The 25,187-nt window shown below is 56.9% G+C and carries 24 protein-coding genes, 1 other RNA gene and 1 pseudogene; 19 read left to right on the plus strand and 7 right to left on the minus strand.

Features of this window, described 5'->3' with window-relative positions:
- Window positions 1-97: 97 nt before the first annotated feature.
- From hupB to AC4ICF_RS05170, 6 genes are all read left to right on the plus strand, one after another.
- The gene (hupB, locus tag AC4ICF_RS05145) at window positions 98-370 is read left to right on the plus strand and encodes a nucleoid-associated protein HU-beta (RefSeq protein WP_002444653.1); all 273 of its coding nucleotides are present in this window, start codon (window positions 98-100) and stop codon (window positions 368-370) included.
- Between the two features lie 212 nt (window positions 371-582).
- Window positions 583-2,454: a peptidylprolyl isomerase gene (gene ppiD, locus AC4ICF_RS05150; RefSeq protein ID WP_116341609.1), complete on the plus strand. Its 1,872-nt coding sequence runs from the start codon at window positions 583-585 to the stop codon at window positions 2,452-2,454.
- A gap of 148 nt (window positions 2,455-2,602) precedes the next feature.
- Window positions 2,603-2,983, plus strand: coding sequence for a helix-hairpin-helix domain-containing protein (locus AC4ICF_RS05155; protein ID WP_163330427.1), 381 nt, complete (start codon window positions 2,603-2,605; stop codon window positions 2,981-2,983).
- A gap of 97 nt (window positions 2,984-3,080) precedes the next feature.
- Window positions 3,081-3,479, plus strand: coding sequence for a YbgC/FadM family acyl-CoA thioesterase (locus AC4ICF_RS05160; protein ID WP_025756175.1), 399 nt, complete (start codon window positions 3,081-3,083; stop codon window positions 3,477-3,479).
- Window positions 3,480-3,527: 48 nt separating this feature from the next.
- Window positions 3,528-3,881: a type II toxin-antitoxin system RelE/ParE family toxin gene (locus AC4ICF_RS05165; protein WP_233003137.1), complete on the plus strand. Its 354-nt coding sequence runs from the start codon at window positions 3,528-3,530 to the stop codon at window positions 3,879-3,881.
- A complete protein-coding gene (locus tag AC4ICF_RS05170; protein WP_233003138.1) occupies window positions 3,868-4,197 on the plus strand; it encodes an addiction module antidote protein in 330 nt (109 codons plus the stop codon). Before AC4ICF_RS05165 ends, AC4ICF_RS05170 begins: the two co-directional genes overlap by 14 nt.
- A 2-nt stretch (window positions 4,198-4,199) precedes the next feature.
- Here the strand turns inward: AC4ICF_RS05170 and queC are convergent, their stop codons facing one another.
- Window positions 4,200-4,895, minus strand: a complete 696-nt coding sequence (gene queC, locus AC4ICF_RS05175; protein ID WP_023332238.1) for a 7-cyano-7-deazaguanine synthase QueC — start codon at window positions 4,893-4,895, stop codon at window positions 4,200-4,202.
- Window positions 4,896-4,961: 66 nt separating this feature from the next.
- A complete protein-coding gene (locus tag AC4ICF_RS05180; protein ID WP_163330429.1) occupies window positions 4,962-6,662 on the minus strand; it encodes an SgrR family transcriptional regulator in 1,701 nt (566 codons plus the stop codon).
- A 101-nt stretch (window positions 6,663-6,763) separates the two neighbouring features.
- Here AC4ICF_RS05180 and cof point away from each other — a divergent pair, with 101 nt between their 5' ends.
- Window positions 6,764-7,582: an HMP-PP phosphatase gene (gene cof / locus AC4ICF_RS05185; protein WP_163330430.1), complete on the plus strand. Its 819-nt coding sequence runs from the start codon at window positions 6,764-6,766 to the stop codon at window positions 7,580-7,582.
- 41 nt (window positions 7,583-7,623) lie between these two features.
- Here cof and AC4ICF_RS05190 read toward each other — a convergent pair whose 3' ends face one another.
- Window positions 7,624-8,670 (minus strand): PLP-dependent cysteine synthase family protein, encoded by a 1,047-nt coding sequence (locus AC4ICF_RS05190; protein WP_491466156.1) that lies wholly within the window; start codon window positions 8,668-8,670, stop codon window positions 7,624-7,626.
- Between the two features lie 115 nt (window positions 8,671-8,785).
- Between AC4ICF_RS05190 and AC4ICF_RS05195 the strand changes: the two genes are divergently transcribed.
- The 5 genes from AC4ICF_RS05195 to amtB all read left to right on the plus strand — a co-directional run bounded on the left by AC4ICF_RS05195 (window position 8,786) and on the right by amtB (window position 14,702).
- Window positions 8,786-9,244 (plus strand): Lrp/AsnC family transcriptional regulator, encoded by a 459-nt coding sequence (locus AC4ICF_RS05195; protein ID WP_008503307.1) that lies wholly within the window; start codon window positions 8,786-8,788, stop codon window positions 9,242-9,244.
- 30 nt (window positions 9,245-9,274) lie between these two features.
- Window positions 9,275-11,047 (plus strand): SmdA family multidrug ABC transporter permease/ATP-binding protein, encoded by a 1,773-nt coding sequence (locus AC4ICF_RS05200; RefSeq protein ID WP_316380340.1) that lies wholly within the window; start codon window positions 9,275-9,277, stop codon window positions 11,045-11,047.
- Window positions 11,040-12,821, plus strand: a complete 1,782-nt coding sequence (locus AC4ICF_RS05205; RefSeq protein WP_316380341.1) for a SmdB family multidrug efflux ABC transporter permease/ATP-binding protein — start codon at window positions 11,040-11,042, stop codon at window positions 12,819-12,821. The genes AC4ICF_RS05200 and AC4ICF_RS05205 overlap by 8 nt, the downstream gene beginning before the upstream one ends.
- A gap of 220 nt (window positions 12,822-13,041) precedes the next feature.
- On the plus strand, window positions 13,042-13,380 hold the full coding sequence (glnK, locus tag AC4ICF_RS05210; RefSeq protein WP_008503304.1) for a P-II family nitrogen regulator: 339 nt from the start codon (window positions 13,042-13,044) through the stop codon (window positions 13,378-13,380).
- Between the two features lie 35 nt (window positions 13,381-13,415).
- A complete protein-coding gene (amtB, locus tag AC4ICF_RS05215) occupies window positions 13,416-14,702 on the plus strand; it encodes an ammonium transporter AmtB (protein ID WP_014882787.1) in 1,287 nt (428 codons plus the stop codon).
- A gap of 96 nt (window positions 14,703-14,798) precedes the next feature.
- On the opposite strand, the gene tesB is transcribed toward amtB, so the two are convergent.
- Entirely contained in the window at window positions 14,799-15,659 is an 861-nt protein-coding gene (gene tesB, locus AC4ICF_RS05220) for an acyl-CoA thioesterase II (protein WP_116341587.1), read from the minus strand.
- 203 nt (window positions 15,660-15,862) lie between these two features.
- Between tesB and AC4ICF_RS05225 the strand changes: the two genes are divergently transcribed.
- Window positions 15,863-16,390: a YbaY family lipoprotein gene (locus tag AC4ICF_RS05225; RefSeq protein WP_028012173.1), complete on the plus strand. Its 528-nt coding sequence runs from the start codon at window positions 15,863-15,865 to the stop codon at window positions 16,388-16,390.
- A gap of 33 nt (window positions 16,391-16,423) precedes the next feature.
- Here the strand turns inward: AC4ICF_RS05225 and AC4ICF_RS05230 are convergent.
- Window positions 16,424-16,820 (minus strand): annotated as a pseudogene (locus tag AC4ICF_RS05230) (MGMT family protein).
- An 84-nt stretch (window positions 16,821-16,904) separates the two neighbouring features.
- On the opposite strand from AC4ICF_RS05230, the gene ffs reads away from it, so the two are divergent.
- The 3 genes from ffs (at window position 16,905) to AC4ICF_RS05245 (ending at window position 17,725) form a co-directional block, all read left to right on the plus strand.
- Window positions 16,905-17,001: signal recognition particle sRNA small type (gene ffs, locus AC4ICF_RS05235), an RNA gene on the plus strand.
- A 260-nt stretch (window positions 17,002-17,261) separates the two neighbouring features.
- A complete protein-coding gene (locus AC4ICF_RS05240; RefSeq protein ID WP_006176926.1) occupies window positions 17,262-17,513 on the plus strand; it encodes a hypothetical protein in 252 nt (83 codons plus the stop codon).
- Window positions 17,510-17,725, plus strand: a complete 216-nt coding sequence (locus tag AC4ICF_RS05245; RefSeq protein WP_023310588.1) for a hypothetical protein — start codon at window positions 17,510-17,512, stop codon at window positions 17,723-17,725. Before AC4ICF_RS05240 ends, AC4ICF_RS05245 begins: the two co-directional genes overlap by 4 nt.
- 81 nt (window positions 17,726-17,806) lie before the next feature.
- On the opposite strand, the gene yczR is transcribed toward AC4ICF_RS05245, so the two are convergent.
- Window positions 17,807-19,228 carry a MocR-like transcription factor YczR gene (gene yczR, locus AC4ICF_RS05250; protein WP_491466157.1) on the minus strand — a complete coding sequence of 474 codons (1,422 nt, stop codon included), beginning with the start codon at window positions 19,226-19,228 and terminating at the stop codon, window positions 17,807-17,809.
- Window positions 19,229-19,315: 87 nt separating this feature from the next.
- On the opposite strand from yczR, the gene yczE reads away from it, so the two are divergent.
- From yczE to AC4ICF_RS05265, 3 genes are all read left to right on the plus strand, one after another.
- Window positions 19,316-19,927 (plus strand): membrane protein YczE, encoded by a 612-nt coding sequence (gene yczE, locus AC4ICF_RS05255; RefSeq protein WP_166710280.1) that lies wholly within the window; start codon window positions 19,316-19,318, stop codon window positions 19,925-19,927.
- Window positions 19,928-20,003: 76 nt separating this feature from the next.
- Entirely contained in the window at window positions 20,004-21,074 is a 1,071-nt protein-coding gene (locus AC4ICF_RS05260; RefSeq protein ID WP_116341582.1) for a LacI family DNA-binding transcriptional regulator, read from the plus strand.
- 102 nt (window positions 21,075-21,176) lie between these two features.
- Window positions 21,177-24,266 carry a beta-galactosidase gene (locus AC4ICF_RS05265; RefSeq protein WP_316380343.1) on the plus strand — a complete coding sequence of 1,030 codons (3,090 nt, stop codon included), beginning with the start codon at window positions 21,177-21,179 and terminating at the stop codon, window positions 24,264-24,266.
- A 39-nt stretch (window positions 24,267-24,305) separates the two neighbouring features.
- Here the strand turns inward: AC4ICF_RS05265 and AC4ICF_RS05270 are convergent, their stop codons facing one another.
- Window positions 24,306-25,106 carry a nickel/cobalt efflux protein RcnA gene (locus AC4ICF_RS05270; RefSeq protein ID WP_491466158.1) on the minus strand — a complete coding sequence of 267 codons (801 nt, stop codon included), beginning with the start codon at window positions 25,104-25,106 and terminating at the stop codon, window positions 24,306-24,308.
- Window positions 25,107-25,187 lie beyond the last annotated feature (81 nt).

Below are 25,187 nucleotides of genomic sequence, written 5' to 3' on the forward strand. Positions count from 1 at the left end.
GGTGTTGTAAGGTCATGGCAGGCCTGATATAACTGCTGCGCGGTCGCGTTGTGAAGGACTCAGGCGCGATATAAATTATAAAGAGAGGAAGAGAACAGTGAATAAATCTCAACTGATTGACAAAATTGCTGCTGGTGCTGATATTTCTAAAGCTGCAGCTGGACGTGCGTTAGATGCATTAATTGCTTCTGTTACTGAATCTCTGCAGGCTGGGGATGACGTTGCACTGGTAGGCTTCGGTACTTTTGCTGTTAAAGAGCGTGCTGCCCGTACTGGCCGCAACCCTCAGACCGGTAAAGAGATCACCATTGCTGCTGCTAAAGTGCCGGGTTTCCGTGCAGGTAAAGCGCTGAAAGACGCAGTAAACTGATTGCTTTCCCGTTTCAGGGAAGCCGGATAGTACAAGGGCGCATCGTTTGATGTGCCTTTTTTATTTGTCCAGACCTGATTTGTGCGAGTTTATGCGAGTTGTGGGCTGACAATCGCCCCGTTTTCTTGTCACAATACGCCTTTACGCGCGACGGGCAGGATTTTCCGTCAGCGTCAGGTAACCAGTCACCTACAGCGGAGTGTTGTTACACCATGATGGACAGCTTACGCACGGCTGCTAACAGTCTCGTGCTCAAGATTATTTTCGGTATCATTATCGTGTCGTTCATATTGACCGGCGTGAGCAGTTACCTTATTGGCGGTGGCGCGAACTATGCCGCAAAAGTGAATGGCCAGGAAATCAGCCGTGGTCAGTTCGAGAATGCTTTTGCCGGTGAACGTAACCGTATGCAGCAACAGCTGGGCGACCAATTCTCTGAACTGGCGGCGAATGAAGGGTACATGAAAACCCTGCGCCAACAGACGCTGAACCGTCTTATCGACGAAGCGCTGCTGGATCAGTATGCCAAAAAGCTGGGCCTTGGCATCAGCGACGAGCAGGTGAAAAAAGCGATCTTCGCCACTCAGGCATTCCAGTCTAACGGTAAATTCGACAACGCGCGTTACAACAGCATCGTCAACCAGATGGGCATGACGGCGGATCAGTACGCGCAGGCGCTGCGTAACCAGCTGACCACTCAGCAGCTTATCAATGCCGTAGTGGGCACCGATTTTATGCTCAAAGGTGAAACGGAAGAACTGGCTGCGCTGGTAGCACAGCAGCGCGTTGTCCGTGAAGCGACCATTGATGTGAACGCCCTGGCGGCGAAACAGCAGGTGAGCGACGCAGAGGTTAACGCCTGGTACGAGCAGAATAAGAACGCCTTTGTTTCTCCGGAGCAGTTCCGCGTCAGCTACATCAAACTGGATGCAGCTGCGCTGCAGGAAAGCGCGTCTGACGCGGAGATCCAGTCTTACTACGACCAGCATCAGGATCAGTTCACTCAGCCACAGCGTAACCGCTACAGCGTGATTCAGACCAAAACTGAAGCAGATGCTAAGGCGGTACTGGATGAACTGAACAAAGGCGCTGATTTCGCCACCATTGCGAAAGCGAAATCCACCGATATCATCTCTGCGAAAAACGGCGGTGATATGGGCTGGCTGGAAGACGCAACCACGCCGGACGAACTGAAAAATGCCGGCCTGAAAGAGAAAGGCCAGCTGTCTGGTGTGATTAAATCATCCGTTGGTTTCCTGGTCGTGCGTCTGGACGACATCATCGCTGCGAAAACCAAGCCGCTGGCTGAGGTTCGTGATGATATCGCTGCGAAAGTGAAACAGGAAAAAGCCCTGGATGCCTACTACGCGCTGCAGCAGAAAGTGAGCGATGCTGCCAGCAACGACAACGAATCTCTGGCAGGTGCAGAGCAGGCAGCGGGTGTGAAGGCGGTTGAGACGGGCTGGTTTGGTCGCGACAACCTGCCGGAAGAGCTGAACTTCAAGCCGGTTTCTGATGCCATCTTTAACGGTGGTCTGGTGGGCGAGAACGGTACGCCGGGCAGCAACTCTGACATCATTACCGTCGACGGCGATCGTGCGTTTGTTCTGCGCGTCAGCGAGCACAAGCCAGAAGCGGTCAAACCGCTGGCGGAAGTGAAGGATCAGGTCGTCGCTCAGGTTAAGCACAACAAAGCGGAACAGCAGGCGAAACTGGATGCTGAGAAGATTCTGTCTGACCTGAAAGCGGGTAAACAGGACGCGCTGAAAGCGGCTGGCCTGAGCTTCGGTGAGGCGAAAACGCTGAGCCGTACCGGTCAGGACCCAATCAGCCAGGCTGCGTTTGGCCTGACACTGCCGTCAAAAGACAAGCCAAGCTTCGGCACCACCACCGATATGCAGGGTAACGTTGTTCTGTTGGCGCTGGACGAAGTGAAAGCCGGCACCCTGCCAGAAGCGCAGAAGAAGGCGATGGTTCAGGGCATTACTCAAAACAATGCTCAGATTGCTTTCGAAGCCATGATGAGCAACCTGCGTAAAGAAGCCAAAATTAAGCTGGGCGATGTCATGACTCAGCAGCAATAATTACGTGTCTGCTCGCAGATTTTCGTAACGCTCTGCAAAAACTAAAGGCCGCTTTCGCGGCCTTTTCCATTTCTGCAATCTGCTGTTTGTGCCTGTTTTCTCCGGGAGCTATCGTTGCGTGGCTGTCAACAAACAAGGAGATAACAGCATGAAATGTGGAATCAAAGCACTGTTAATTACGCTGGCTATTGCCACCACCGGGATGAGCGCGGGCGCGCTGGCGGCGACGCCCGCCGCCAAACCACAGACCACGCAGAGCAAATCTGATGCGGCCGCGCCGGTGCAGGGGCAAACCAAAGCGGCTGACGCCGTTAAAAATACGGATGATGACGGTACGCGGGTCAGCATTAACTCGGCCTCGGCAGAGGATCTTGCCCGCGCAATGAACGGTGTCGGCCTGAAAAAAGCGCAGGCCATCGTCAGCTACCGCGAAGAGTATGGCCCTTTCAAAACGGTCGATGATCTCAAGCAGGTCCCGGGCATGGGCAGCGCGCTGGTTGAGCGCAACCTCTCACACCTGACACTGTAATAACGCAATTTCTTGCACTGCGGCAAAAGTTTGCCAGGATAAAGAGGTCATACCAGTTATGACCTCTGATCCTATATCAACGTAAGGCTATTGCGCTATGCAGACAAAAATCAAAGTACGCGGTTTCCATCTTGATGTTTACCAGCACGTTAACAACGCCCGCTATCTCGAATTTCTTGAAGAAGCGCGCTGGGACGGACTAGAGAACAGCGAAAGCTTTCAGTGGCTGACCGCGCACAACATCGCTTTCGTGGTCGTCAATATCAACATCAACTACCGCCGCCCGGCCGTGCTGGGCGATGTGCTCACCGTGACCAGCCAGGTACAACAGCTAAACGGCAAGAGCGGCGTGTTAAGCCAGGTGGTGACGCTCGATCCAGAAGGGCAGGTAGTGGCTGATGCGCTGATTACCTTTGTCTGTATCGATCTGAAAACTCAGAAAGCGCTGCCGTTGGAAGGGGAGCTGCGGGAAAAGCTGGAGCTGATGATCGCTTAGAAAATTTGTCTTTTATAAAAGACAAAAGGATTTTTCAGGGATAGAATAATGGACAGGGACTACGTTGTTGAACGTTACCGGACCCGTGACGGGAAAGTGCCGTTTGAGGAGTGGGTAGCCAAAATGAACCGAAAGGATCCTGATATAGTTTTCCGGATCCTTATGCGGATTAACCGCGCGATAAAACGTAATTTTGGTGATTACAGGTATCTCAGGGAAGGTGTTTGGGAGATGCGAGTCGACAGTGGCCCCGGCTACAGGATCTATTTTGCAGTAGAGAATCGGCAGGTTTTATTGTTACTGATCGGTGGTAACAAAAAGAGCCAAAAAGCGGATATCAAACTGGCAATAGATTACTGGAAAGATCACCAGACAAAAGGACATTTCAATGAGCGCCGCTGAACGAAAATATTCGAGTTCCGTTAGCCACCATGATGCTGTTGTAAAAATGCTGCGAGAAAATCCTTCCTACGCTCAGCGTTATCTGCAAACAGCCCTGGAAGAGATCTATGAAGACCAGGGCATCCCTGCCTATCTCATTGCACTCCGTCAGGTCATCGAAGCCCGTGGCGGCATAGGTGAAATCTCTGCCAAAGCCGGTCTTTCCCGCCAGCAGCTATATCGAACCTTATCAGACAACGGCAACCCAACGCTGACTACGCTAATGAAGGTTACCCGTGCTGCCGGGGTAAAACTGTTCGACAGCACGGTGAGGTAGCCTTATTTAAGCCCGGTTTTTTGCTTCATTGCCGCCATTACGCCGACTTTATCAGCCAGGTAGTGGTTCAGTCCGTTAGCGCGCAGATTACAGGCGGCGCACTGGCCGCAACCGTCGCCTTTGATACCGTTATAGCAGGTGAGGGTTTCGCTGCGAACTAAATCCAGCTTGCCCCAGTAGTCGGCCAGCGCCCAGGTTTCGGCTTTATCCAGCCACATGAGCGGGGTTTCAAAGCGCGTCTCTTTTGCCATCCCCAGATTGACGGCGTGGTTGAGCGCTTTTACAAACTCATCACGGCAGTCCGGATATCCTGAGAAGTCGGTCTCGCATACGCCCGTAATTACCGCTTCGGCTTTTACCTGATAGGCATAAATTGCCGTCAGGGTCAGGAACAGAATATTACGGCCCGGCACGAAGGTGTTCGGAATGCCGCTGGCATCGGGTTCGTAGTCCGGGACGGGAATACTGTCCCGGGTGAGGCTGCTGACTGCCAGTTCATTTAACAGCGTAACGTCCAGCACCTTGTGCGCGCGTGCCCCCAGTTTCAGGGCAAGTTCACGGGCAACGTCGATTTCAGCGCGGTGACGCTGGCCATAATCGAAAGTCACACAGTGAACTTCATCATACTGATGAAGGGCCTGAACCAGGCAGGTTGTAGAGTCTTGTCCTCCGCTGAACACGACGACGGCACGTTTCATAAATCATCTCGACTGTTACGGTAAAAACGTTATGTTACCGTCTGGCTACGGCGGCGACCAGCTTCTTCACGATTTGGGGGCGGGTAGCCAGGCTTCGGTAAAATCAAACCAGCCGCGGGTGTTGAGGCGTATGCCGTTGACCCCTGGCGGGGCGCTGATTTGATATTGATAGTTAAAAAGCGGCGTCAGCACCGCATTCTCCATCAGGCGGTTGAAAATGGCTTGCAGACCGGCGTGTCGGTCCCGAGCTTCGGCCTGCGACTGCACCGCATCCAGCGTGGCTTGCAAATGAGCGTAGGCCGGTGCGCTTAACACGTGCGGCCACAGTGCATCGCAGCGCAGCCATTGCTCAAGCGTATACGCTGGCGCTTCGCCAATCAGCCTGTCCCCCATCATGATATCTGCATCGGCAAGCTGCTGGCATCCGTCCCACGTCTTGGCGTCGTGGAAGACGACGGTCAGTTCACAACCCTGTCGCGCCAGGTACGTTTTTAACTGGCTGGCCATGGTGTGAAGCTCAACGGGAAGATGGTAAACCAGCGTCAGCGACTCGGGCAGGGCAACGTCCGTTAAATCAGGCCATTCGGGAATTGTCCAGCCGGGAAGCAGTTCCTGAGTGGGCGTAATGAGCCCTTCATTGAGCGGAAGCGTGTGCAGAAGCCTGGAGAGATGGATGATATTGATAAGCCGCTTTGCCTGGAGCTCACTCAGACGCGCGCTCTGTTTCAGCGTGAGGTAACAGAAGCCCAGACTGGTACTGCTGCTGACCAGCCTCAGGGTTTCCAGCTCATCGGCCTCGCCAATCGCAATTTGCACCGGGTGACGACAGCTGGTACCCAGCCTGTAATCAAACAGCTGGGGAGTGATCCAGTATTCGATGGCTTTAAGCAGCGGATGGCTCAGGTGGTACTGCTCATGGCTTTCCAGACGAACCAGGTCGGGCTCAAAGGCGGCCAGCCGGAAGGGACCGCAGCCAACCGCAGGATGGTCGGGATGCGCCAGACGACTGCAGTAGGTTGCCAGCCTGTGCGCCAGCCAATAGTCCGGTTGATGCAGCACAAACGTCAGACACTGTGGATGCGTTGTTTCGATACGTAAGACGCTCCGAAACAGGGTGCGCAGGGCGGGAAGCGTCAACAGCGCGGTCAGGCTTCGCTGGAGTTGCGCCGTTTCTATTTTATCGCCGTTATGCCAGTGCAGCGTGGAGCGAATATAGAAATGCCAGCGCAGCCCGTCAGCAGAGACCTCCCAGTGATGCGCCAGATCGCCCGTAGGTTCACTGCTGTTGCCGTTAAAACGCGTCAAACCTGAAAATACCTGTCCCGCCAGATGCTGCTCCGCCCGGCCAGGCAAGAAGCCCGGCTGAAGCGGCTCCAGCGAGCGATAGTAGGGGATGCGCAGCGTCGGCGTGTCGTTTTGCCATTGCCCGCCTAAAAACGGATGCAGCAATGATCTCAGCGCGTCCGGCGCAAGCTGCGCCAGCTCCAAAGCGTTATGCTGCTGCCCGCTCTTCAGTGCCTCTTCCATCATCGCATTGCGCAGTGACTCCGGGCTGGCATGGAACGTCAGCTCACCGCGCTTGCCGCGACCAGACCGCGCGCGCCAGCTGAGCCAGCCCGCCTCCTGAGCCTGGCGCAGCAGGGTGCGGACATGCCTCTCGCTACAAAAACAGCGGCTGGCAAGCTCGCTTACGGTTACGAGCTGCGGAGCGCCGGCGGAAGGTTGCCACAGGCGTTGATACTGGTTAAGGCGGTTAAGCTGGCGCATAAGAAACCCGGAACAATAATTTTCATCTATTCACTATTACTTCCGTATATCTCACACGATACTGATGCACAAGTTAATCGCATCACATTTCAGGAGTAAACATGGCCCGGCTCGCTGCATTTGATATGGACGGTACGTTGTTAATGCCGAATCACCGTCTGGGGGAGAAAACGCTGAGTACCCTCAAGCGCCTGCGCGAGCGTGATGTCACCCTGACGTTTGCTACGGGTCGCCACGTACTGGAGATGCGTCATTTGCTGGGCGCGTTTTCCCTGGATGCGTTTTTAATCACCGGCAACGGGACGCGCATTCACACCGTTGAAGGGGAGGTGCTGCACCGCCAGGATCTCAACCCGGAAGTGGCGGACATCGTGCTGCACAGTACCTGGGACACGCGGGCCAGTATCCACGTCTTTAACGATCAAGGCTGGTTTACCGGAAGCGAAATCCCCGAATTATTGCACGCGCATGTTTATAGCGGCTTCAAATACCAGCTTATCGATCTGCGTCGGATCCCCGCCCACGCGGTGACCAAGATCTGCTTCTGTGGCGATCACGACGATCTTTGTCGCTTACGGATTCAACTGAATGAGGCGCTGGGCGACCGGGCGCACCTGACCTTCTCGGCGGTAGATTGTCTGGAAGTGCTGCCGGTGGGCTGTAACAAAGGTTCCGCCCTGGCGGTACTGAGCGACCACCTGGGCTTAACGCTGCAGGATTGTATGGCGTTTGGCGACGCCATGAATGACCGCGAAATGCTGGGCAGCGTGGGGCGCGGTTTGATTATGGGGAACGCGATGCCGCAGCTGATCGCAGAGCTTCCTCATCTGCCGGTTATCGGACACTGCGGTAACGAAGCGGTGTCCCATTTTTTGACGCATTGGCTGGACAACAATAACCTCCCATATTCCCCCGAATAGTGAGACCCTTCCAGCAAGCCAGACTTCGGTCTGGCTTTTTTTTATTTCAGCAGCTGCGCAATCTGCGCTTTCCACGGGGTGATGTCGCCGATGTTGGCCTGTACCCACTCCGCATTGTAGTAGGTTTCAAGATAGCGCTCTCCGCTGTCGCAAAGCAGCGTGACGATGGAGCCGGTACGGCCTTCCTCGCGCATGCGTGCCGCAAGCTGCAGTGCGCCCCACATGTTGGTGCCCGTTGATGCACCAACCTTGCGGCCGAGCTGCGTCTCCAGCCAGTGCGCGGTGGCGATGCTGGCAGCGTCCGGCACGCGAAGCATTTCGTCCACCACATCCGGGATGAACGACGGTTCCACGCGCGGGCGCCCAATCCCTTCAATTTTACTGCCCACCGGGCTGCGCAGGCCGGCATCGCGGCTTTGCCAGTAGTCGAGGAAGACGGAGTTCTGCGGGTCAACCACCATCAGTTGGGTATCGTAGCCCTGACAGCGGATGTAACGTCCGATAGTCGCTGACGTGCCGCCGGTACCGGCGCTCATCACAATGTACGATGGAACCGGATGCGGCTCGTGGGTCATCTGGCGGAAAATACTGTCGGCAATGTTGTTATTGCCGCGCCAGTCCGTTGCGCACTCGGCGAAGGTGAACTGGTCCATATAGTGGCCGTTTAGCTCGCGGGCCAGCATTTCAGAGGCGGCGTAGATTTCGCAGGCGCTTTCCACAAAGTGGCAGCGTCCGCCGTAAAATTCGATCTGCTCGATTTTACGTTTTGCGGTGCAGGAGGGCATCACGGCGATAAACGGCAGGCCCAGCAGGCGGGCAAAATAGGCTTCGGACACCGCCGTTGAACCAGATGAGGATTCAATGATGGTGGTGCCTTCTTTAATCCAGCCGTTACATAAACCGTATAAAAACAGGGAGCGCGCCAGGCGATGCTTCAGGCTACCGGTAGGATGGGTACTTTCATCCTTCAGGTAGAGCTGAATACCGTCAAATCCCGGCAGGGAAAGGCGAATCAGGTGCGTATCCGCCGAGCGCTGATAATCGGCATTGATTTCACTGATGGCATGTTTAACCCAGGTGCTATTCATCGTAGTTATCCGTTTGTCATTTTGTGCCCAGCATAGCGAAAAGCACAGAAAAAATTGTTGCTATCTGGCCTTTAAAATAGAATGAAGGGAGAAAAATTTTCTCTGTGAGGTGGGTATGCTAGATAAAATTGACCGCAAGCTCCTTTCATTGCTGCAAAGTGACTGTACCCTCTCTTTGCAGGCGCTGGCAGATGCCGTTAATCTGACCACCACACCGTGCTGGAAGCGCCTAAAAAAGCTGGAAGATGACGGTATTCTGCTGGGCCGCGTCGCGTTACTCGATCCCGAAAAACTGGGGCTTGGGCTGACGGCATTTGTGCTGATAAAAACTCAACACCACAGCAGCGAGTGGTATTGCCGCTTCGTCACTCAGGTGTCTGAGATGCCCGAGGTGCTCGGCTTCTGGCGTATGGCCGGCGAGTACGATTACCTGATGCGCGTCCAGGTGGCTGACATGAAGCGCTATGATGACTTCTACAAGCGGCTGGTGAACAGCGTCCCGGGCTTGTCGGACGTCACCTCAAGCTTCGCCATGGAACAGATAAAGTACACCACAGCATTACCCATTGAATAACTTCGTAAAATACCTTCAGGAACAAACCGCGTGCGATTATTTGCCCAATTAAGCTGGTACTTTCGTCGGGAGTGGCAACGCTACCTCGGTGCAGTCGCCCTGCTTATTATCATTGCCATTTTGCAGCTGATCCCGCCGAAGGTGGTGGGCTACGTCGTGGATGGCGTCACTGAACAGCATTACACCACCGCACGGGTGTTGATGTGGGTCGGCACGCTGGTGCTGACGGCGGTCATTGTTTATCTCCTGCGCTACGTCTGGCGCGTGCTGCTGTTTGGTGCGTCCTATCAGTTGGCCGTTGAGCTGCGCGAAGATTTTTACCGCCAGCTGAGCCGACAGCATCCTGAGTTTTATCTCCGCCACCGCACCGGGGATCTTATCGCTCGCGCGACTAACGACGTCGATCGCGTGGTCTTTGCCGCCGGGGAAGGGGTGCTGACGCTGGTGGACTCGCTGGTGATGGGCTGCGCGGTGCTGATCGTCATGTCCACGCAGATCAGCTGGCAGTTGACCCTGCTTGCCCTGCTGCCGATGCCGCTGATGGCGCTGGCGATCAATCGCTACGGCGAACAGCTGCACGAGCGCTTCAAGCTGGCGCAGGCGGCGTTTTCATCTCTGAACGATCGTACCCAGGAGAGCATGACCAGCATCCGCATGATCAAAGCGTTTGGCCTGGAAGACCGACAGTCCGCGCTGTTTGCGGCCGATGCGGCAGACACGGGGGCGAAAAACATGCGCGTAGCTCGCATTGACGCCCGGTTTGATCCAACGATTTATATCGCAATCGGCATGGCAAACCTGCTTGCCATTGGCGGCGGGAGCTGGATGGTGGTGCAGGGCACGCTGACCCTGGGGCAATTAACCAGCTTTGCGATGTATCTGGGGCTGATGATCTGGCCGATGCTGGCGCTGGCCTGGATGTTTAACATTGTTGAGCGCGGCAGCGCCGCCTACAGCCGCATTCGCGCCATGCTGGCCGAAGCCCCGGTGGTCAATGACGGCAGCGAAGCGGTGCCGGAAGGGCGCGGTGTCATGAACGTCGACGTTCGTAAATTTGTCTATCCGCAAACGGAACATCCGGTGCTGGAGAACGTTAGCTTTACGCTGCAGCCGGGCCAGATGCTGGGCATCTGCGGCCCAACGGGGTCCGGTAAAAGTACCGTTCTCTCTCTGCTGCAGCGCCACTTTGACGTCACCGAGGGCGATATTCGTTTCCATGATATCCCCCTGACGAACCTGCTGCTGGACGAGTGGCGTGGACGCCTGGCGGTCGTCAGCCAGACGCCGTTTTTATTTTCGGACACCGTGGCGAATAACATTGCTCTTGGTCATCCGTCGGCGACGCAGGAAGAGATCGAACACGTGGCGCGCTTAGCCAGCGTACATGACGATATTTTGCGCCTGCCGCAGGGCTATGAAACGGAAGTCGGGGAACGTGGCGTCATGCTCTCCGGCGGGCAAAAGCAGCGTATCTCCATTGCCCGCGCGCTGCTGCTGAATGCTGAAATCTTGATCCTGGACGATGCGCTTTCCGCCGTGGACGGTCGTACCGAGCATCAGATTCTGCATAACCTGCGCCAGTGGGGCGACGGCCGCACGGTGATTATTTGCGCCCACCGTTTGTCAGCGCTCACTGAAGCCAGCGAAATTCTGGTCTTACAGCACGGGCACATTGCCCAGCGTGGGCAGCATGAAGCCCTTGTCGAACAGCCGGGCTGGTATCGCGATATGTATCGCTATCAACAGCTTGAGGCGGCGCTGGACGATGCGCCGGAACAGGATGAGGAGGCCGCCAATGCGTAAGCTCGGAACGATGTGGCCGACGCTCAAACGTCTGCTGGCTTACGGCTCGCCGTGGCGTAAACCGCTCTCCGTGGCCGTGCTTTTACTCTGGATTGCGGCGATTGCTGAGGTGAGCGGCCCGCTGCTCATCAGCTATTTTATCGACAACATGGTCGCCAAAAGCTATCTCCCGCTGGGTCTGGTAGCGGGCTTAGGCGTGGCCTACGTTGGCCTGCAGCTGGCGGCGGCAGGGCTGCACTATGCTCAGTCGCTGCTGTTCAACCGTGCCGCCGTGGGCGTCGTTCAGCAGCTGCGCACGGATGTGATGGACGCGGCGCTGCGCCAGCCGCTCAGTGAGTTTGATATCCAGCCGGTCGGGCAGGTGATTTCGCGCGTGACCAACGATACCGAGGTGATCCGCGATCTGTACGTCACCGTGGTCGCGACGGTGTTACGCAGCGCGGCGCTGATTGGCGCGATGCTGGTGGCGATGTTCAGCCTCGACTGGCGCATGGCGCTGGTGGCGATTACCATCTTCCCGGCGGTGCTGATCGTGATGGTGATCTACCAGCGATACAGCACGCCGATTGTGCGCCGGGTTCGCGCCTATCTGGCCGACATCAACGATGGTTTCAACGAAGTGATTAACGGCATGAGCGTCATCCAGCAGTTCCGCCAGCAGGCCCGCTTTGGCGAGAGGATGGGGGAAGCCAGCCGTTCGCACTACATGGCGCGTATGCAGACGCTGCGCCTGGACGGTTTCCTGCTCCGTCCGCTGCTCAGCCTTTTCTCTGCGCTGGTGCTTTGCGGGCTGCTGATGCTCTTTGGGCTGAGCTCAAGCGGTACGATCGAAGTCGGCGTGCTGTACGCCTTTATTAGCTATCTCGGACGTCTTAACGAGCCGCTGATCGAGCTCACTACCCAGCAATCGATGCTGCAGCAGGCGGTCGTCGCCGGTGAGCGCGTGTTTGAGCTGATGGACAGACCGCGCCAGGCCTACGGCAATGATGAGCGACCTCTGCAAAGCGGGGATATTGCCTTTGATAACGTCTCGTTTGCCTATCGCGAAGACCGGCTGGTGTTGCAGGACATTACGTTGGATGTTCCGTCGCGCGGTTTTGTTGCGCTGGTAGGGCATACGGGCAGCGGCAAGAGCACGCTTGCCAGCCTGTTGATGGGCTACTACCCGGTCATGCAAGGCGAAATTCGCCTCGACGGACGCCCGCTCGCGTCTCTCAGCCACAACGTGTTGCGTAAAGGCGTCGCGATGGTGCAGCAGGATCCGGTCGTTCTGGCCGATACCTTCTACGCTAACGTGACCCTGGGGCGGGACTATACCCAGGAGCAGGTCTGGGACGTGCTGGAAAAAGTGCAGCTGGCAGAACTGGCGCGTGGGTTTAGCGATGGGATCAATACGAAGCTGGGCGAGCAGGGGAACAACCTCTCCGTGGGGCAAAAGCAGCTTCTCGCGCTGGCGCGGGTGCTGATCGAAACCCCGCAGGTGCTGATTCTGGATGAAGCGACGGCCAGCATTGACTCCGGCACTGAGCAGGCCATCCAGCAGGCGCTGGCCGCCGTGCGCGATCATACGACTCTGGTGGTGATTGCCCACCGCCTTTCCACCATTGTCGATGCCGATACCATTCTGGTGCTGCACCGGGGACAAGCCGTGGAACGCGGCACGCACCGTGAACTGCTGGAAGCTAAAGGACGCTACTGGCAGATGTACCAGCTTCAGCTTGCGGGCGAAGAGCTGGCCGCCAGCGTGCGTGAGGAAGAGTCGCTCAGCGCCTGATGCACCAAAACAAAGCAACGCGCTAACAGTCATTCCTGTTGGTGCAATACTGAAACGCACCGTGCACCGACATGGTGCGTTTTTTTTCGCCGGTTCGTTAATGAAGACGGCGTAACGCTCGTCGCACCGCTTTTCCCCCTCGTTTTCATTTCTGGCACACCCCTTGCAATACCTTCTGCGTGAGCTGCGGCCATTACCGAATTCTGACTGGAGGGGATCTATGAAGCTGGTTACGGTGGTAATCAAACCATTCAAACTCGAAGACGTGCGTGAAGCGTTGTCTTCAATGGGTATTCAGGGACTGACTGTCACCGAAGTGAAAGGCTTTGGTCGTCAGAAGGGTCATGCCGAGCTTTACCGCGGGGCGGAATACAGCGTTAACTTTCTGCCAAAAGTAAAAATTGATGTCGCGATTGCTGACGATCAGCTTGATGAAGTGATTGATGTGATTAGCAAAGCGGCCTACACCGGCAAAATTGGCGACGGCAAAATTTTCGTTGCCGAACTGCAGCGCGTCATTCGCATTCGTACCGGCGAATCTGACGAAGCGGCACTGTAAATAACGCCTGGCACACAGTGATAGGGATCGAGAAAATGAAGATAGCAACACTTAAAACGGGTCTGGGTTCGCTGGCACTGCTGCCGGGCCTGGCGCTGGCTGCCCCTGCCGTGGCTGACAAGGCCGATAACGCCTTTATGATGATCAGCACCGCGCTGGTACTGTTCATGTCTATCCCGGGCATTGCGCTGTTCTACGGCGGCCTGATCCGCGGCAAAAACGTTCTCTCCATGCTGACGCAGGTTGCCGTGACGTTCGCGCTGGTCTGCGTGCTGTGGGTGGTTTACGGCTACTCGCTGGCCTTCGGCACCGGCAACGCCTTCTTTGGTAACTTCGACTGGGTGATGCTGAAAAATATTGAGTTGACCGCGCTGATGGGCAGTTTCTATCAGTATATTCACGTTGCGTTCCAGGGCTCGTTCGCCTGCATTACCGTCGGGCTGATCGTTGGCGCGCTGGCGGAGCGCATTCGTTTCTCTGCCGTCCTGATCTTTGTGGTGGTCTGGCTGACCCTCTCCTATGTGCCGATTGCGCACATGGTCTGGGGCGGTGGTCTGCTGGCAACGCACGGCGCGCTGGACTTCGCGGGCGGTACCGTTGTTCACATCAACGCCGCGGTAGCGGGTCTGGTGGGGGCGTACCTGATTGGCAAACGCGTGGGCTTCGGTAAAGAGGCGTTCAAACCGCACAATCTGCCGATGGTGTTTACCGGTACGGCTATCCTTTACTTTGGTTGGTTTGGCTTCAACGCCGGTTCCGCCAGTGCAGCAAACGAAATCGCCGCGCTGGCCTTCGTGAACACCGTTGTGGCCACGGCGGGTGCGATTCTCTCCTGGGTATTCGGCGAGTGGGCGGTACGCGGTAAACCTTCCCTGCTGGGTGCCTGTTCAGGTGCGATTGCCGGTCTGGTTGGTATCACCCCTGCGTGTGGTTATGTCGGCGTAGGCGGTGCGCTGCTGGTGGGTCTGGTCGCGGGCCTTGCGGGTCTGTGGGGCGTCACCGCACTGAAACGTGTGCTGCGCGTTGACGACCCATGCGATGTGTTTGGCGTGCACGGCGTGTGCGGCATCGTCGGCTGTATCATGACCGGTATCTTTGCCGCGAAATCGCTCGGTGGCGTGGGCTACGCTGAAGGCGTGACGATGGTTCATCAGGTGCTGGTGCAGCTGGAAAGTATTGCTATCACCGTGGTGTGGTCTGCCGTTGTCGCTTTCATCGGCTATAAGCTGGCGGATATGACGGTTGGTCTGCGCGTACCAGAAGAGCAGGAGCGCGAAGGTCTGGACGTCAACAGCCACGGCGAGAATGCGTATAACGCCTGATAAACAGAAAAACGGTAACCTTTGGTTACCGTTTTTAGTGTGTATTCCCTCTCCCTGTGGGAGAGGGGCAGGGTGAGGGCATCAGGCCGCACAACATCAACCGCGATTACGCATTACCCCTTCCTGCACCGTAGAAGCGACCAGCACGCCGTCCTGAGTATAAAACTCTCCACGCACAAACCCGCGAGCGCTCGATGCTGAGGTACTCTCCACGCTGTAAAGCAGCCACTCGTTCATATTGAACGGACGGTGGAACCACATGGAGTGATCGATGGTCGCGACCTGCATCCCTTTTTCAAGGAAGCCAACGCCGTGCGGCTGTAGCGCAACCGGCAGGAAGTTGAAGTCTGACGCGTAGCCCAGCAGATACTGATGCACGCGGAAATCTTCCGGCACGGTGCCGTTGGCGCGGATCCAGACCTGGCGTTTCGGCTCGGCGGTATGGCCTTTCATTGGGTTATGGAACTCAACCGGGCGGATCTCCAGCGGCTTATCGCAGAGAAACTTCTCTTTGACCTGCGGCGGAAGCAGATGCGCCAGCGCGCGGGCGATATCGGTCTCTGACTTAAGTTCGTCAGGCGACGGTGCTGGCGGCATCACTTTCTGATGCTCATACCCCGGCTCCGGTGCCTGGAAAGAGGCGGTCATATAAAAGATCGGCTTACCGTTCTGAACGGCCGCTACGCGGCGTGCGCTGAAGCTGTTGCCGTCTCGCAGAACTTCAACGTCATACACGATCGGTTTAGCGCTGTCGCCAGGGCGTAAGAAATAGCTGTGGAATGAGTGCACCAGACGGTCTGCCGGGACAGTCTCCTTTGCAGCGTACAATGCTTGTCCGACGACTTGCCCGCCGAACACTTGACGTAAGCCCAGGTCTTCGCTCTGTCCGCGAAAGAGTCCTTCCTCAATTTTTTCCAGATTCAGTAATGTCAGCAGATTGTTCAGTGCCTGACTCATAGTTGTCCTCAGTAAACGCCGTAGCGAAAGATAGGCAGAGTATAACGCAGAAATGAAAGTGGTCCGATGGGTAGAATAATCTGAATGTCGGCACGTTTTTAGGCATTAATCGGTGATCTGTGCCACACTTAAATACGTTATGTGATTGAAACGACATCGGATGGGATCGATCCCGCTGGTGCATTGATGATAAGGAGACTTCAATGAAACTCGTGCCCATGCTAAGTGGTGTAGCTATTGCGGTGGCGTTGTCCGCCTGTGCCGGTAAGAGCGCCCAGGTGCCGGTGCCAGCTGCAGATCCGAACGGGATTAATACCCTTTCACAGCAATCCATTCAGCAGCCTAACGTTTCCGGTACAATCTGGATTAAACAGAGAGTCGCGCTGCCGCCGGATGCGGTATTAACGGTAACGCTGTCTGATGCTTCCCTGGCCGACGCACCGTCGAAAGTTCTGGCCCAGCGTGCGGTCCGTACTGAAGGTAAGCAGGCTCCGTTTAGCTTCGTGTTGCCGTATAACCCGTCAGACGTGCAGCCGAATGCCCGTATCCTGCTGAGCGCAGCGGTAACCATCAACGGCAAGCTTGTCTTTATCACCGATACGGTTCAGGAAGCGATTAATCACGGTGGAACCAAAATTGACCTGAATCTGGTACCGGTGCAGCAAACCGAAGTCCCGGTTGCTCCACAGACCAATCAGCCGTCCCTGCCAACCCCACCGACTCAGATGTAATTGTTGCTATTACCCTCTCCTTCGGGGGAGGGTTTAATACACCCAGCGGTACTTCTGTAGATCAATCTGTCCTGCTCCTGACACCTGCACACCCTCTGAAAGTAATGCCTGACGCTGACGCTGGAGATCCGGCCCGGTTAACGAGATGGCGCCATGACGGTTCACCACCCTGTGCCAGGGCAGCGTACTCCCTTCCGGCAGCCGCTTCAGAACGCCTCCAACCTGTCGCGCCGCGCGGGGAGAACCGGCCAGCCGTGCGACATCACCGTAAGTGGTGACGTAGCCTTCCGGAATCGAGGCCACGATTTGCCATACGCGCTGTGGAAAGGAGTCGTGTTCGTCCATACCTTCACCTGTAGGGTTGTCTGGACCGTCATGGTAAACGAAGATCGTCGTGTTTGCTGCGTCTGTTTGCGCAAGAAACCAGCATCCGGTTTGTGGTCGCTTGCAATTGAGGCTTTGCGCAGGGATAATGCGCCAGCGCGTTGGTTATCAACGCTCTCAATGGGGGCTCTGTTGGTTCTCCCGCAACGCTACTCTGTTCACCAGGTCAGGTCCGGAAGGAAGCAGCCAGGGCAGACGACGTGGGTGCCGGGATGTAGCTGGCAGGGCCCCCACCCATTTGCGGCCTCATCCGATCTTTCCTGTTTCCGTCTCTTTTTAGCCTTTATTCCACAAAAATATAATGCCTATACCATGTAATATATATTTCATTGCTTTGAAATATTATTGTCATAAACCTGTAATAATAGACTGGCATTTTATAATTGGACGTCTATTTTTCGTCAAAACTCAAAAAAATATAGAACTGGATAACAGTGATAACTTCGTGTATTAAATAAAGTACTTATTCCGAAGGGAAGTGACAAACATGGCTACTGCAGTTTTAAATGTTAAAATTGACGAAGCGCTAAAAGAAAGACTCCGCCACTATGCTGAAGTAAATAACGAGAATTTAAGCGTGACCACAGAGAAACTGCTGCTGCTGGCGTTTGAAGCAGTAGAAGAGGCGGGAGTATCGGAAGAGGATATTGATAATCAGCATACGGAAGAAGAGAGTGTTTCTCCTTTTACTCCTAAAGAAATCAAGGCCCTACGTAAACTTCTGAAGAAGAGAAAATGAAACAACAACTGTCAACTGCCAGTGACTACAACGAGGCCTGCGATCTGTTGCGTTCAGGCTACGTGAAGCATGTACGTCTTGGCTGGAATGTTGGAAGCGATGAGTTCTTTCGTATTGCGTCTGACTGGTGTGATACCGGTGCAAAAATAAAGAAAGACGGTGATAACTTCGTTATTTCATTGAAAGGCTTCCCGATTCCTCCTCAACACTAAATCACTGACCAGTGAAAACTGCTGACTGCATATATTACAGTCAGCAGTTTTTATTTTATGATCCAGTTCAAAATTTGAATATTAAACCAGGGTGCGTTTGACTGCTGGCGTATTTGAATTTAGCGCGATCCATAATGGTTTAATCCGCAGTAACGCCGCTTCCAGCTCTGCTGGCTCCAGCGAAAAGGGCATACGTAAAAAGCGATCAAACGCCCCCGATAAGCCAAACCGCGTCCCGGTTCCCAGGTTAATCCCGATGATTTCTGCCCGTGCGGCAAGCTGTGTCCCCATCATGCCTGGAAGCTCAATCCAGTAAGAGAGCCCGCCTTCCGCCTCATGGAACTTCCACTCCGGGAAATGTTCTCGCAGCAGGTCACTGCAGCGATCGCGGCGTTCTGCCAGCATCTTGCGGCGAGCGGGAAGAAAACGTTCGCTGTTGTCGATAAGCCACAGCGTCGCCAGCTGCTCCAGCAGCGGCGAGCCTAGATCCAACGTATCGCGCGTCTGGGTAAGGGTGGCGATGGTGCGCGAGGAGGCGCGGATCCAGCCAAGACGCAGCCCGCCCCAGAAGCTTTTTCCGGTAGAGCCTAACGTAATTACGTTGGCCTGCGGGTTAAACGATGCCAGCGGTGGTGGCGGAGGCGAATCAAACCAGAGATCGACCATCGTTTCATCCACGACCAGCGCCGTGCGGGTTTGGGCAGCAATATCGGCGATAGCCTGACGGGTGGCGATATCCATACATCGCCCGGTTGGGTTGTGAAAGTCTGGCATCAGATAGGCCAGACGTGGCGCCGTCTGGGCAAGCGTTGCGGCAAAGCCATCCGTATCCCAGCCGGTTTCCGGCAGCGACACCCCGACAGGCCGACACTGCGCCCCCTGAATGGCGGCAATCGCCAGCGGATAGGTGGGATGATCGACCACGACGCGGTCCCCCGGCCCGGTCATCATCCGCAGCACCAGCGCAAACCCGCTGACGGCACCGTTGACCACCATCACCTCGTCTGCGCGGGTAGGCAGACCCCGCGCGGTATAGCGTGCCACAATCGCCTCACGCAGGGCAGGAAGCCCAAGCTGATCGTAGCCCGTCAGCGAGAGGTGCTGGGTAATGGCCGTGAGCGCATGGGTGTAAGCCTGGTGGATCTCCGGTCCGGCATTGAGGGCGGCAGTGGAGAGATCCAGGGCGGCGCTCGCCGCTGAAAGGGTGGGAACGGCGCGCGCATGCGGGAGTATGACGCGCGACCCGCTGCCGTGGCGGCTTTCAAGGTATCCCTCTTCACGCAGGTGGGTGAGGGCGCTGCTGACGGTGGTTCTGCTCACGTTCAGCGCCGCGGCCAGTTCCCGTTCGCCCGGCAGGCGCGTATGCAGCGCCAGCCGGCCATCAAGGATTAACAAGCGCAGCGCGTCAGCCAGCTGGCGCCAGAGCGGAGTGCGGGATGAGGTTTGCTGCCAGTGCCCTAAAAGGCGCACCAAGGACTGGCTTCCGAAGCGGCGTGATGACATATGCAGTCCACTATTTAAAAACTGGACATTAATCTTAGTGCCATTTTGGGTCAGGATGAAAGTCGGGTTCACTGGAGAAGATAAAAAATGGTACGTCGTCTGCTACAACTTTATGTCGGTTTAGGGCTGTATGGGCTTTCAACCGCGATGTTTATTCGCGCCGATCTGGGGGTCGATCCGTGGGATGTGTTTCATCTTGGCGTGGGAATTCAGCTGGGTATGAGCATCGGGACGGTGATCATTTTGACCGGTGCTGCGGTGCTGCTGCTGTGGATCCCACTGCGTCAGATGCCCGGTCTTGGCACGATCAGCAACGTAATTTGTATTGGTCTGGCGGCGGACGCCAGTATGGCGCTGCTCCCCGAACTGAGTTCGTTACCCGTGCGCATCGCTTTCCTCGTGTCTGGCATCGTGATGAATGCGATTGCCACCAGCATGTACATCGGCGCCGGTTTTGGGCCTGGCCCGCGCGACGGCCTGATGACCGGCATTCATGCCCGGCTGGGGTGGTCCATTCGCAGCGTGCGTACCTCCATCGAAGTGTCCGTCCTGCTGATTGGGTGCGTGCTGGGGGGCTCGTTTGGGGTGGGGACCGTAGTGTACGCTCTGACCATTGGCCCGCTTATTCAGCTCTGCTTGCCCTGGTTCCGCCAGAAGCCGCGCGGTGAGAAAATACCGCAGCCGGAGCGGGTTGTTTAATTTGCGAAGCGCTCACATGCTTTAACGGCATTGCTGTGCCAGAATAGACGCTTCGAAAATAGCGATGCCGGAACGCATGAAAGCAATCACTCTCTATGATGTTGCCCTCCTTGCGGGGGTTTCTTATCAGACCGTTTCCCGCGTGATTAACGACGCGGAGCACGTCTCTGCCCGCACGCGTGAAAAGGTGCAGCAGGCGATGGCGGAGCTGCATTACGTCCCCAACCTGCGGGCGCAGCAGCTGGCGGGTAAACGCACCCGTACGCTGGGCCTCATCACCACCGATCTGGCGCTGCATGCGCCCTCGCAAATTGTGTCGGCGGTAAAATCCCGGGCTGCAGAGCAGGGGGCGAGCGTCCTGATTTCCATGGTGGAACAGCCGCATCAGTGCCAGGCCGCGCTTCAGGCGCTGCTGGCGCAGCGGGTAGACGCGCTGCTGGTAAATGTGCCGCTTGACGATCCGCTCGCCGAAGAGCTCATGGCGCTGGCGACGCCTGTCCCGGTGCTGTTCCTCGACGTGTCGCCGTCAGCACAGGTAAATAGCCTCGTGTTTAACGCCGGGGAAGGGGCGCGCCTGGGCGTTGAACATCTGCTTTCGCTGGGGCATCGGCATATTGCCCTGCTGAGCGGGCCGGAAAGCTCGGTTTCCGCGCGCGCGCGTCTGGCGGGGTGGAAAGCAACGCTGGCACAGGCGGGTCTTGACGCGGTTGCGGTGGCTTACGGCGACTGGAGTGCGGCCAGCGGCTATGAGAAGGGACACGTGCTGCTCTCGGGGGCGGTATTACCGGATGCTATTCTGGTGGCGAACGATCAGATGGCGCTTGGGGTGATGCGCGCCTGTGCGGAAAAAGGGATCGCTGTTCCCGGTCAGATATCGGTGGTCGGGTTTGACGATACGGCCGACAGCGCCTGGTTTTCCCCACCGCTGACGACCATTCGTCAGGCGTTTCGCGAGGCGGGCGAGCGCAGTGTGGAGTGGCTGCTGGACCCCTCCGGGGACGAGGAATGCTGGCAGGTTCAGTTGCCGGTGACGCTGGTGACCCGCCACTCCTGCGCGCGCCGCACCCCGAAGCAGGCCGAACGAGAGGATCTGGCGCAGCAGCTCAGAAGCCTGGCACTCCTTGCCGAGCAGCTTGCCCGCAAATAAAACTTTGTGATCGGACTCGCTACCCCGCGATTCAACGCTTTACCGTCGCCGGGCGCCAGGGCATGTTAACCAAAATTGTGAGCGCTTCGCAAAGAGGTTAATATGCCCAACACTTTATCGCTGACTCTCAGCGCCATTCTGGCCCGACGGGACTGGGAAAACCCGGGCGTCACCCAGTGGAACCGTCTGGAGGCACATGCGCCGTTACACAGCTGGCGTCTTGAACAGCCTGCCCGGGATGATACTGCATCCGCCAGCAGGCGCTCCCTCAATGGGGTGTGGCGATTTAACTACTTTACTGCACCCGAGCAAATCCCGGAGGCATGGATAACCGAAGATTGCGCAGACGCCGTTGCGATGCCCGTGCCGTCGAACTGGCAGATGCAGGGGTTTGATACGCCAATCTACACCAACGTCACCTATCCCATCCCCGTTAATCCCCCTTTTGTGCCGCAAGAAAACCCAACCGGTTGTTACTCGCTCACATTCAACGTGGATGACGCGTGGCTTCAGAGCGGGCAGACCCGCATCATCTTTGACGGCGTGAACTCGGCGTTTCATCTGTGGTGCAACGGGCGGTGGATGGGCTATTCCCAGGACAGTAGGCTGCCTGCCGAATTCGATCTCTCAGCGGTCCTGCGGCCCGGTGAGAACCGCCTGGCGGTCATGGTGTTACGCTGGTGCGACGGCAGCTATCTGGAAGATCAGGACATGTGGCGCATGAGCGGCATTTTCCGCGACGTGACGCTGCTGCATAAACCCGAAACGCAGATTGCTGATTATCACGTGGTGACGGATCTGAATGCAGAGCTGGACCGCGCGGTGCTGAAGGCTGAAGTCGCGCTGGCAGGGACTGGCTTTGCAGACTGCGAGGTGGTCTTTACCCTGTGGCGCAAGGGTGAAAAATGCGCCAGCGTTTCCCGGTGTCCGGGGTCTGACATTGTGGACGAGCGCGGCAGCTGGGCCGAGCGCTTAAAGGTGGCGATCCCCGTCGACTATCCCGCGCTCTGGAGCGCTGAAACGCCGGAACTGTATCGTCTGACGATAGCGCTCCTTAATCCGCGGGGTGAGGTACTGGAGGTTGAGGCCTGCGATGTGGGCTTCCGCCGCGTTGACATCAGCAACGGCCTGCTGAAGCTTAACGGTAAACCGCTTCTGATCCGCGGGGTTAACCGGCACGAGCATCACCCGGAAAACGGTCAGGTGATGGACGAAGCGACCATGCGTCGTGATATCGAAATCATGAAGCAGCACAACTTCAATGCCGTGCGCTGCTCCCACTATCCGAACCATCCCCTGTGGTACCGGCTTTGCGATCGCTACGGGCTGTACGTCGTTGACGAAGCCAATATCGAAACGCACGGCATGGTGCCGATGAGCCGCCTGGCTGACGATCCGCGCTGGCTGCCCGCCATGAGCGAGCGCGTTACCCGCATGGTGCAGCGCGATCGTAATCACCCCTCAATTATCATCTGGTCCCTGGGCAACGAGTCCGGCCACGGCGCGAATCACGATGCGCTGTACCGCTGGCTGAAAGCCACCGATCCAACGCGGCCTGTGCAGTACGAAGGCGGTGGGGCCAATACGGCGGCGACCGACATTGTCTGCCCGATGTACGCTCGGGTCGATTGGGATCAGCCCTTCCCGGCGGTGCCTAAATGGTCAATCAAGAAATGGATCGGCATGCCGGACGAGACACGTCCGCTGATCCTCTGTGAATACGCCCACGCGATGGGAAACAGCTTTGGTGGGTTCGCAAAATACTGGCAGGCGTTTCGCAGCCATCCTCGCCTGCAGGGTGGGTTTGTCTGGGACTGGGTCGATCAGGCCCTGACGAAGCAAGACGAAGAGGGCAACGCGTTCTGGGCGTACGGCGGAGACTTTGGCGATCAGCCGAACGATCGACAGTTCTGCCTCAATGGGCTGGTATTCCCCGATCGCACGCCGCACCCGGCGCTGTACGAGGCCCAGCGCGCCCAGCAGTTCTTTACCTTTACGCTGGTCAGCACCTCTCCGCTGGCGATTGAGGTGCAAAGCGGCTATCTGTTCCGTCACAGCGATAACGAAGTGCTGAGGTGGACGGTTGCCCGGGACGGGGACGTGCTCGCTGCGGACGAGGTGACGCTGGCGATGGCGCCGGAAGGTATCCAGCGTCTGGAGTTCGACCTGCCGGAGCTGAAGGACGAGCCGGGTGAAATCTGGCTGAACGTTGAGATTCGCCAGCCGCGGGCAACGCCGTGGTCACCGGCAGGCCATCGATGCGCGTGGGAGCAGTGGCCGCTTCCGGCTCCACTCTTTATTGCTCCGCCAGCTCCGGCGGGCGAGCCGCCGGTGTTAACGCAAAGCGATCGCATCCTGGAGATCACGCATCGTCAACAGCGCTGGCAGTTCGATCGCGCCTCCGGATACCTGACTCAATGGTGGCGAAATGGCGTTGAAACGCTGCTTTCCCCCGTGTCGGATAACGTCTGCCGCGCGCCGCTGGACAACGACATTGGCGTGAGCGAAGCGACGCGCATCGATCCGAACGCGTGGGTGGAACGCTGGAAAGCGGCGGGCATGTACGATCTCACATCGCGCGTTCTGCACTGTGAGGCAGAGCAGCACGCAGGCGAAGTGGTGGTGAGAACTCAGCATGTCCTGGAGCATCGCGGCAAGGCGCTGTTCCTGAGCCGTAAAATCTGGCGGGTGGACGAGCAGGGGATTCTGCATGGCGATATTCAGGTCGATATGGCGTCTGATATACCTGAACCTGCGCGCATTGGCCTGAGCGTTCATCTCGCTGAAGCGCCGGAAAAGGTTGACTGGCTGGGGCTGGGGCCGCATGAAAACTACCCGGACAGAAAGCTGGCGGCGCAGCAGGGGCGCTGGGTATTGCCCCTGGAGGCCATGCACACGCCGTATATCTTCCCGACGGAAAACGGTTTGCGCTGCGATACCCGGAAGCTTCTGCTGGGACCGCACCAGCTGAACGGCCGGTTCCATTTCTCGGTGAGCCGCTACGGCCAGCAGCAGCTTCGTGAGACAACCCATCATCATCTGCTGCGGGAAGAGCCAGGGTGCTGGCTCAACCTCGATGCGTTCCATATGGGCGTGGGCGGCGATGACTCCTGGAGCCCCAGCGTTTCGCCGGAATTCATCCTGCAGACGCGCCAGCTTCGTTATACCTTTAGCTGGCAGCAGAACCCTTAACTGACCATTCAGATGCGGTCACATGGCGTGGCCGCAGGCTTACGCCAGAATGCCGCTCAGGCCATGCAGGCTCATGTAAATCCCTACCACGATAATTAGCGCCGCGGAGATCCACGGCGCTTTGCGGGAAAGTTCGCTAAATCCGGGCCAGCGTTTTGTCGCGTGCTTAAGACTTAAGGCGGCAATCGCGCCGGAAGCGACCAGCGTTAACGCCAGACCGATACTGAAGCTGAATACCAGCGTCGCGCCGAGCGCAAAATGCTTCAACTGCAGGCAGATTAGCAGAACGGTGATGGATGCCGGGCAGGGGATAAGCCCGCCGGTCAGGCCAAACATCGCGATCTGTCCCGTCGTCACGTTTTGCCCGTTAAAACGTCGATTAATATCCTGCGCGTGCGCGCGCTGGTGGGCGTCCTGCCACTCCTCTTCAACCAGCGGCTGTGCATGGTGATGGTGATGATCATGATGGTGGTCATGATCGTGATGATGATCGTGCGGCTGGCTCTCTTTCCAGGTTCGCCACGCCATCCACAGGGCGATCGCAACGATCAACACCCCGGAGATCAGCTGGAACCAGGGTTCGGACGTATGTGCGTCCCAGCCGCGGCCAAACCATAATCCCGCCATGGCAATGATCCAGACCACCGCCGTATGGGAAAGCGTTGCCGCCAGACCGAGCAGCACCGCCTGCTTCAGCGTGCCGCGGATAGCCACGATAAAGGCAGCCATCATTGTTTTTGAGTGGCCCGGCTCCAGGCCATGCAGCGCACCGAGCAGGATAGCGCTGGGAACAAACAGCCAGGCATTACCCTGCTGCAGGAGTGAAGCAAAATCGTTCATTGAAATTTCCAGTGTGGAAAGCGTGCGCAAATAGTACTCCCCCCCAGTAGAGTAATACTACCCCCCAGTAGAAAAATACTC

The sequence above is a fragment of the Enterobacter sp. ECC_219_Taxon_10 genome (genome assembly GCF_058354905.1).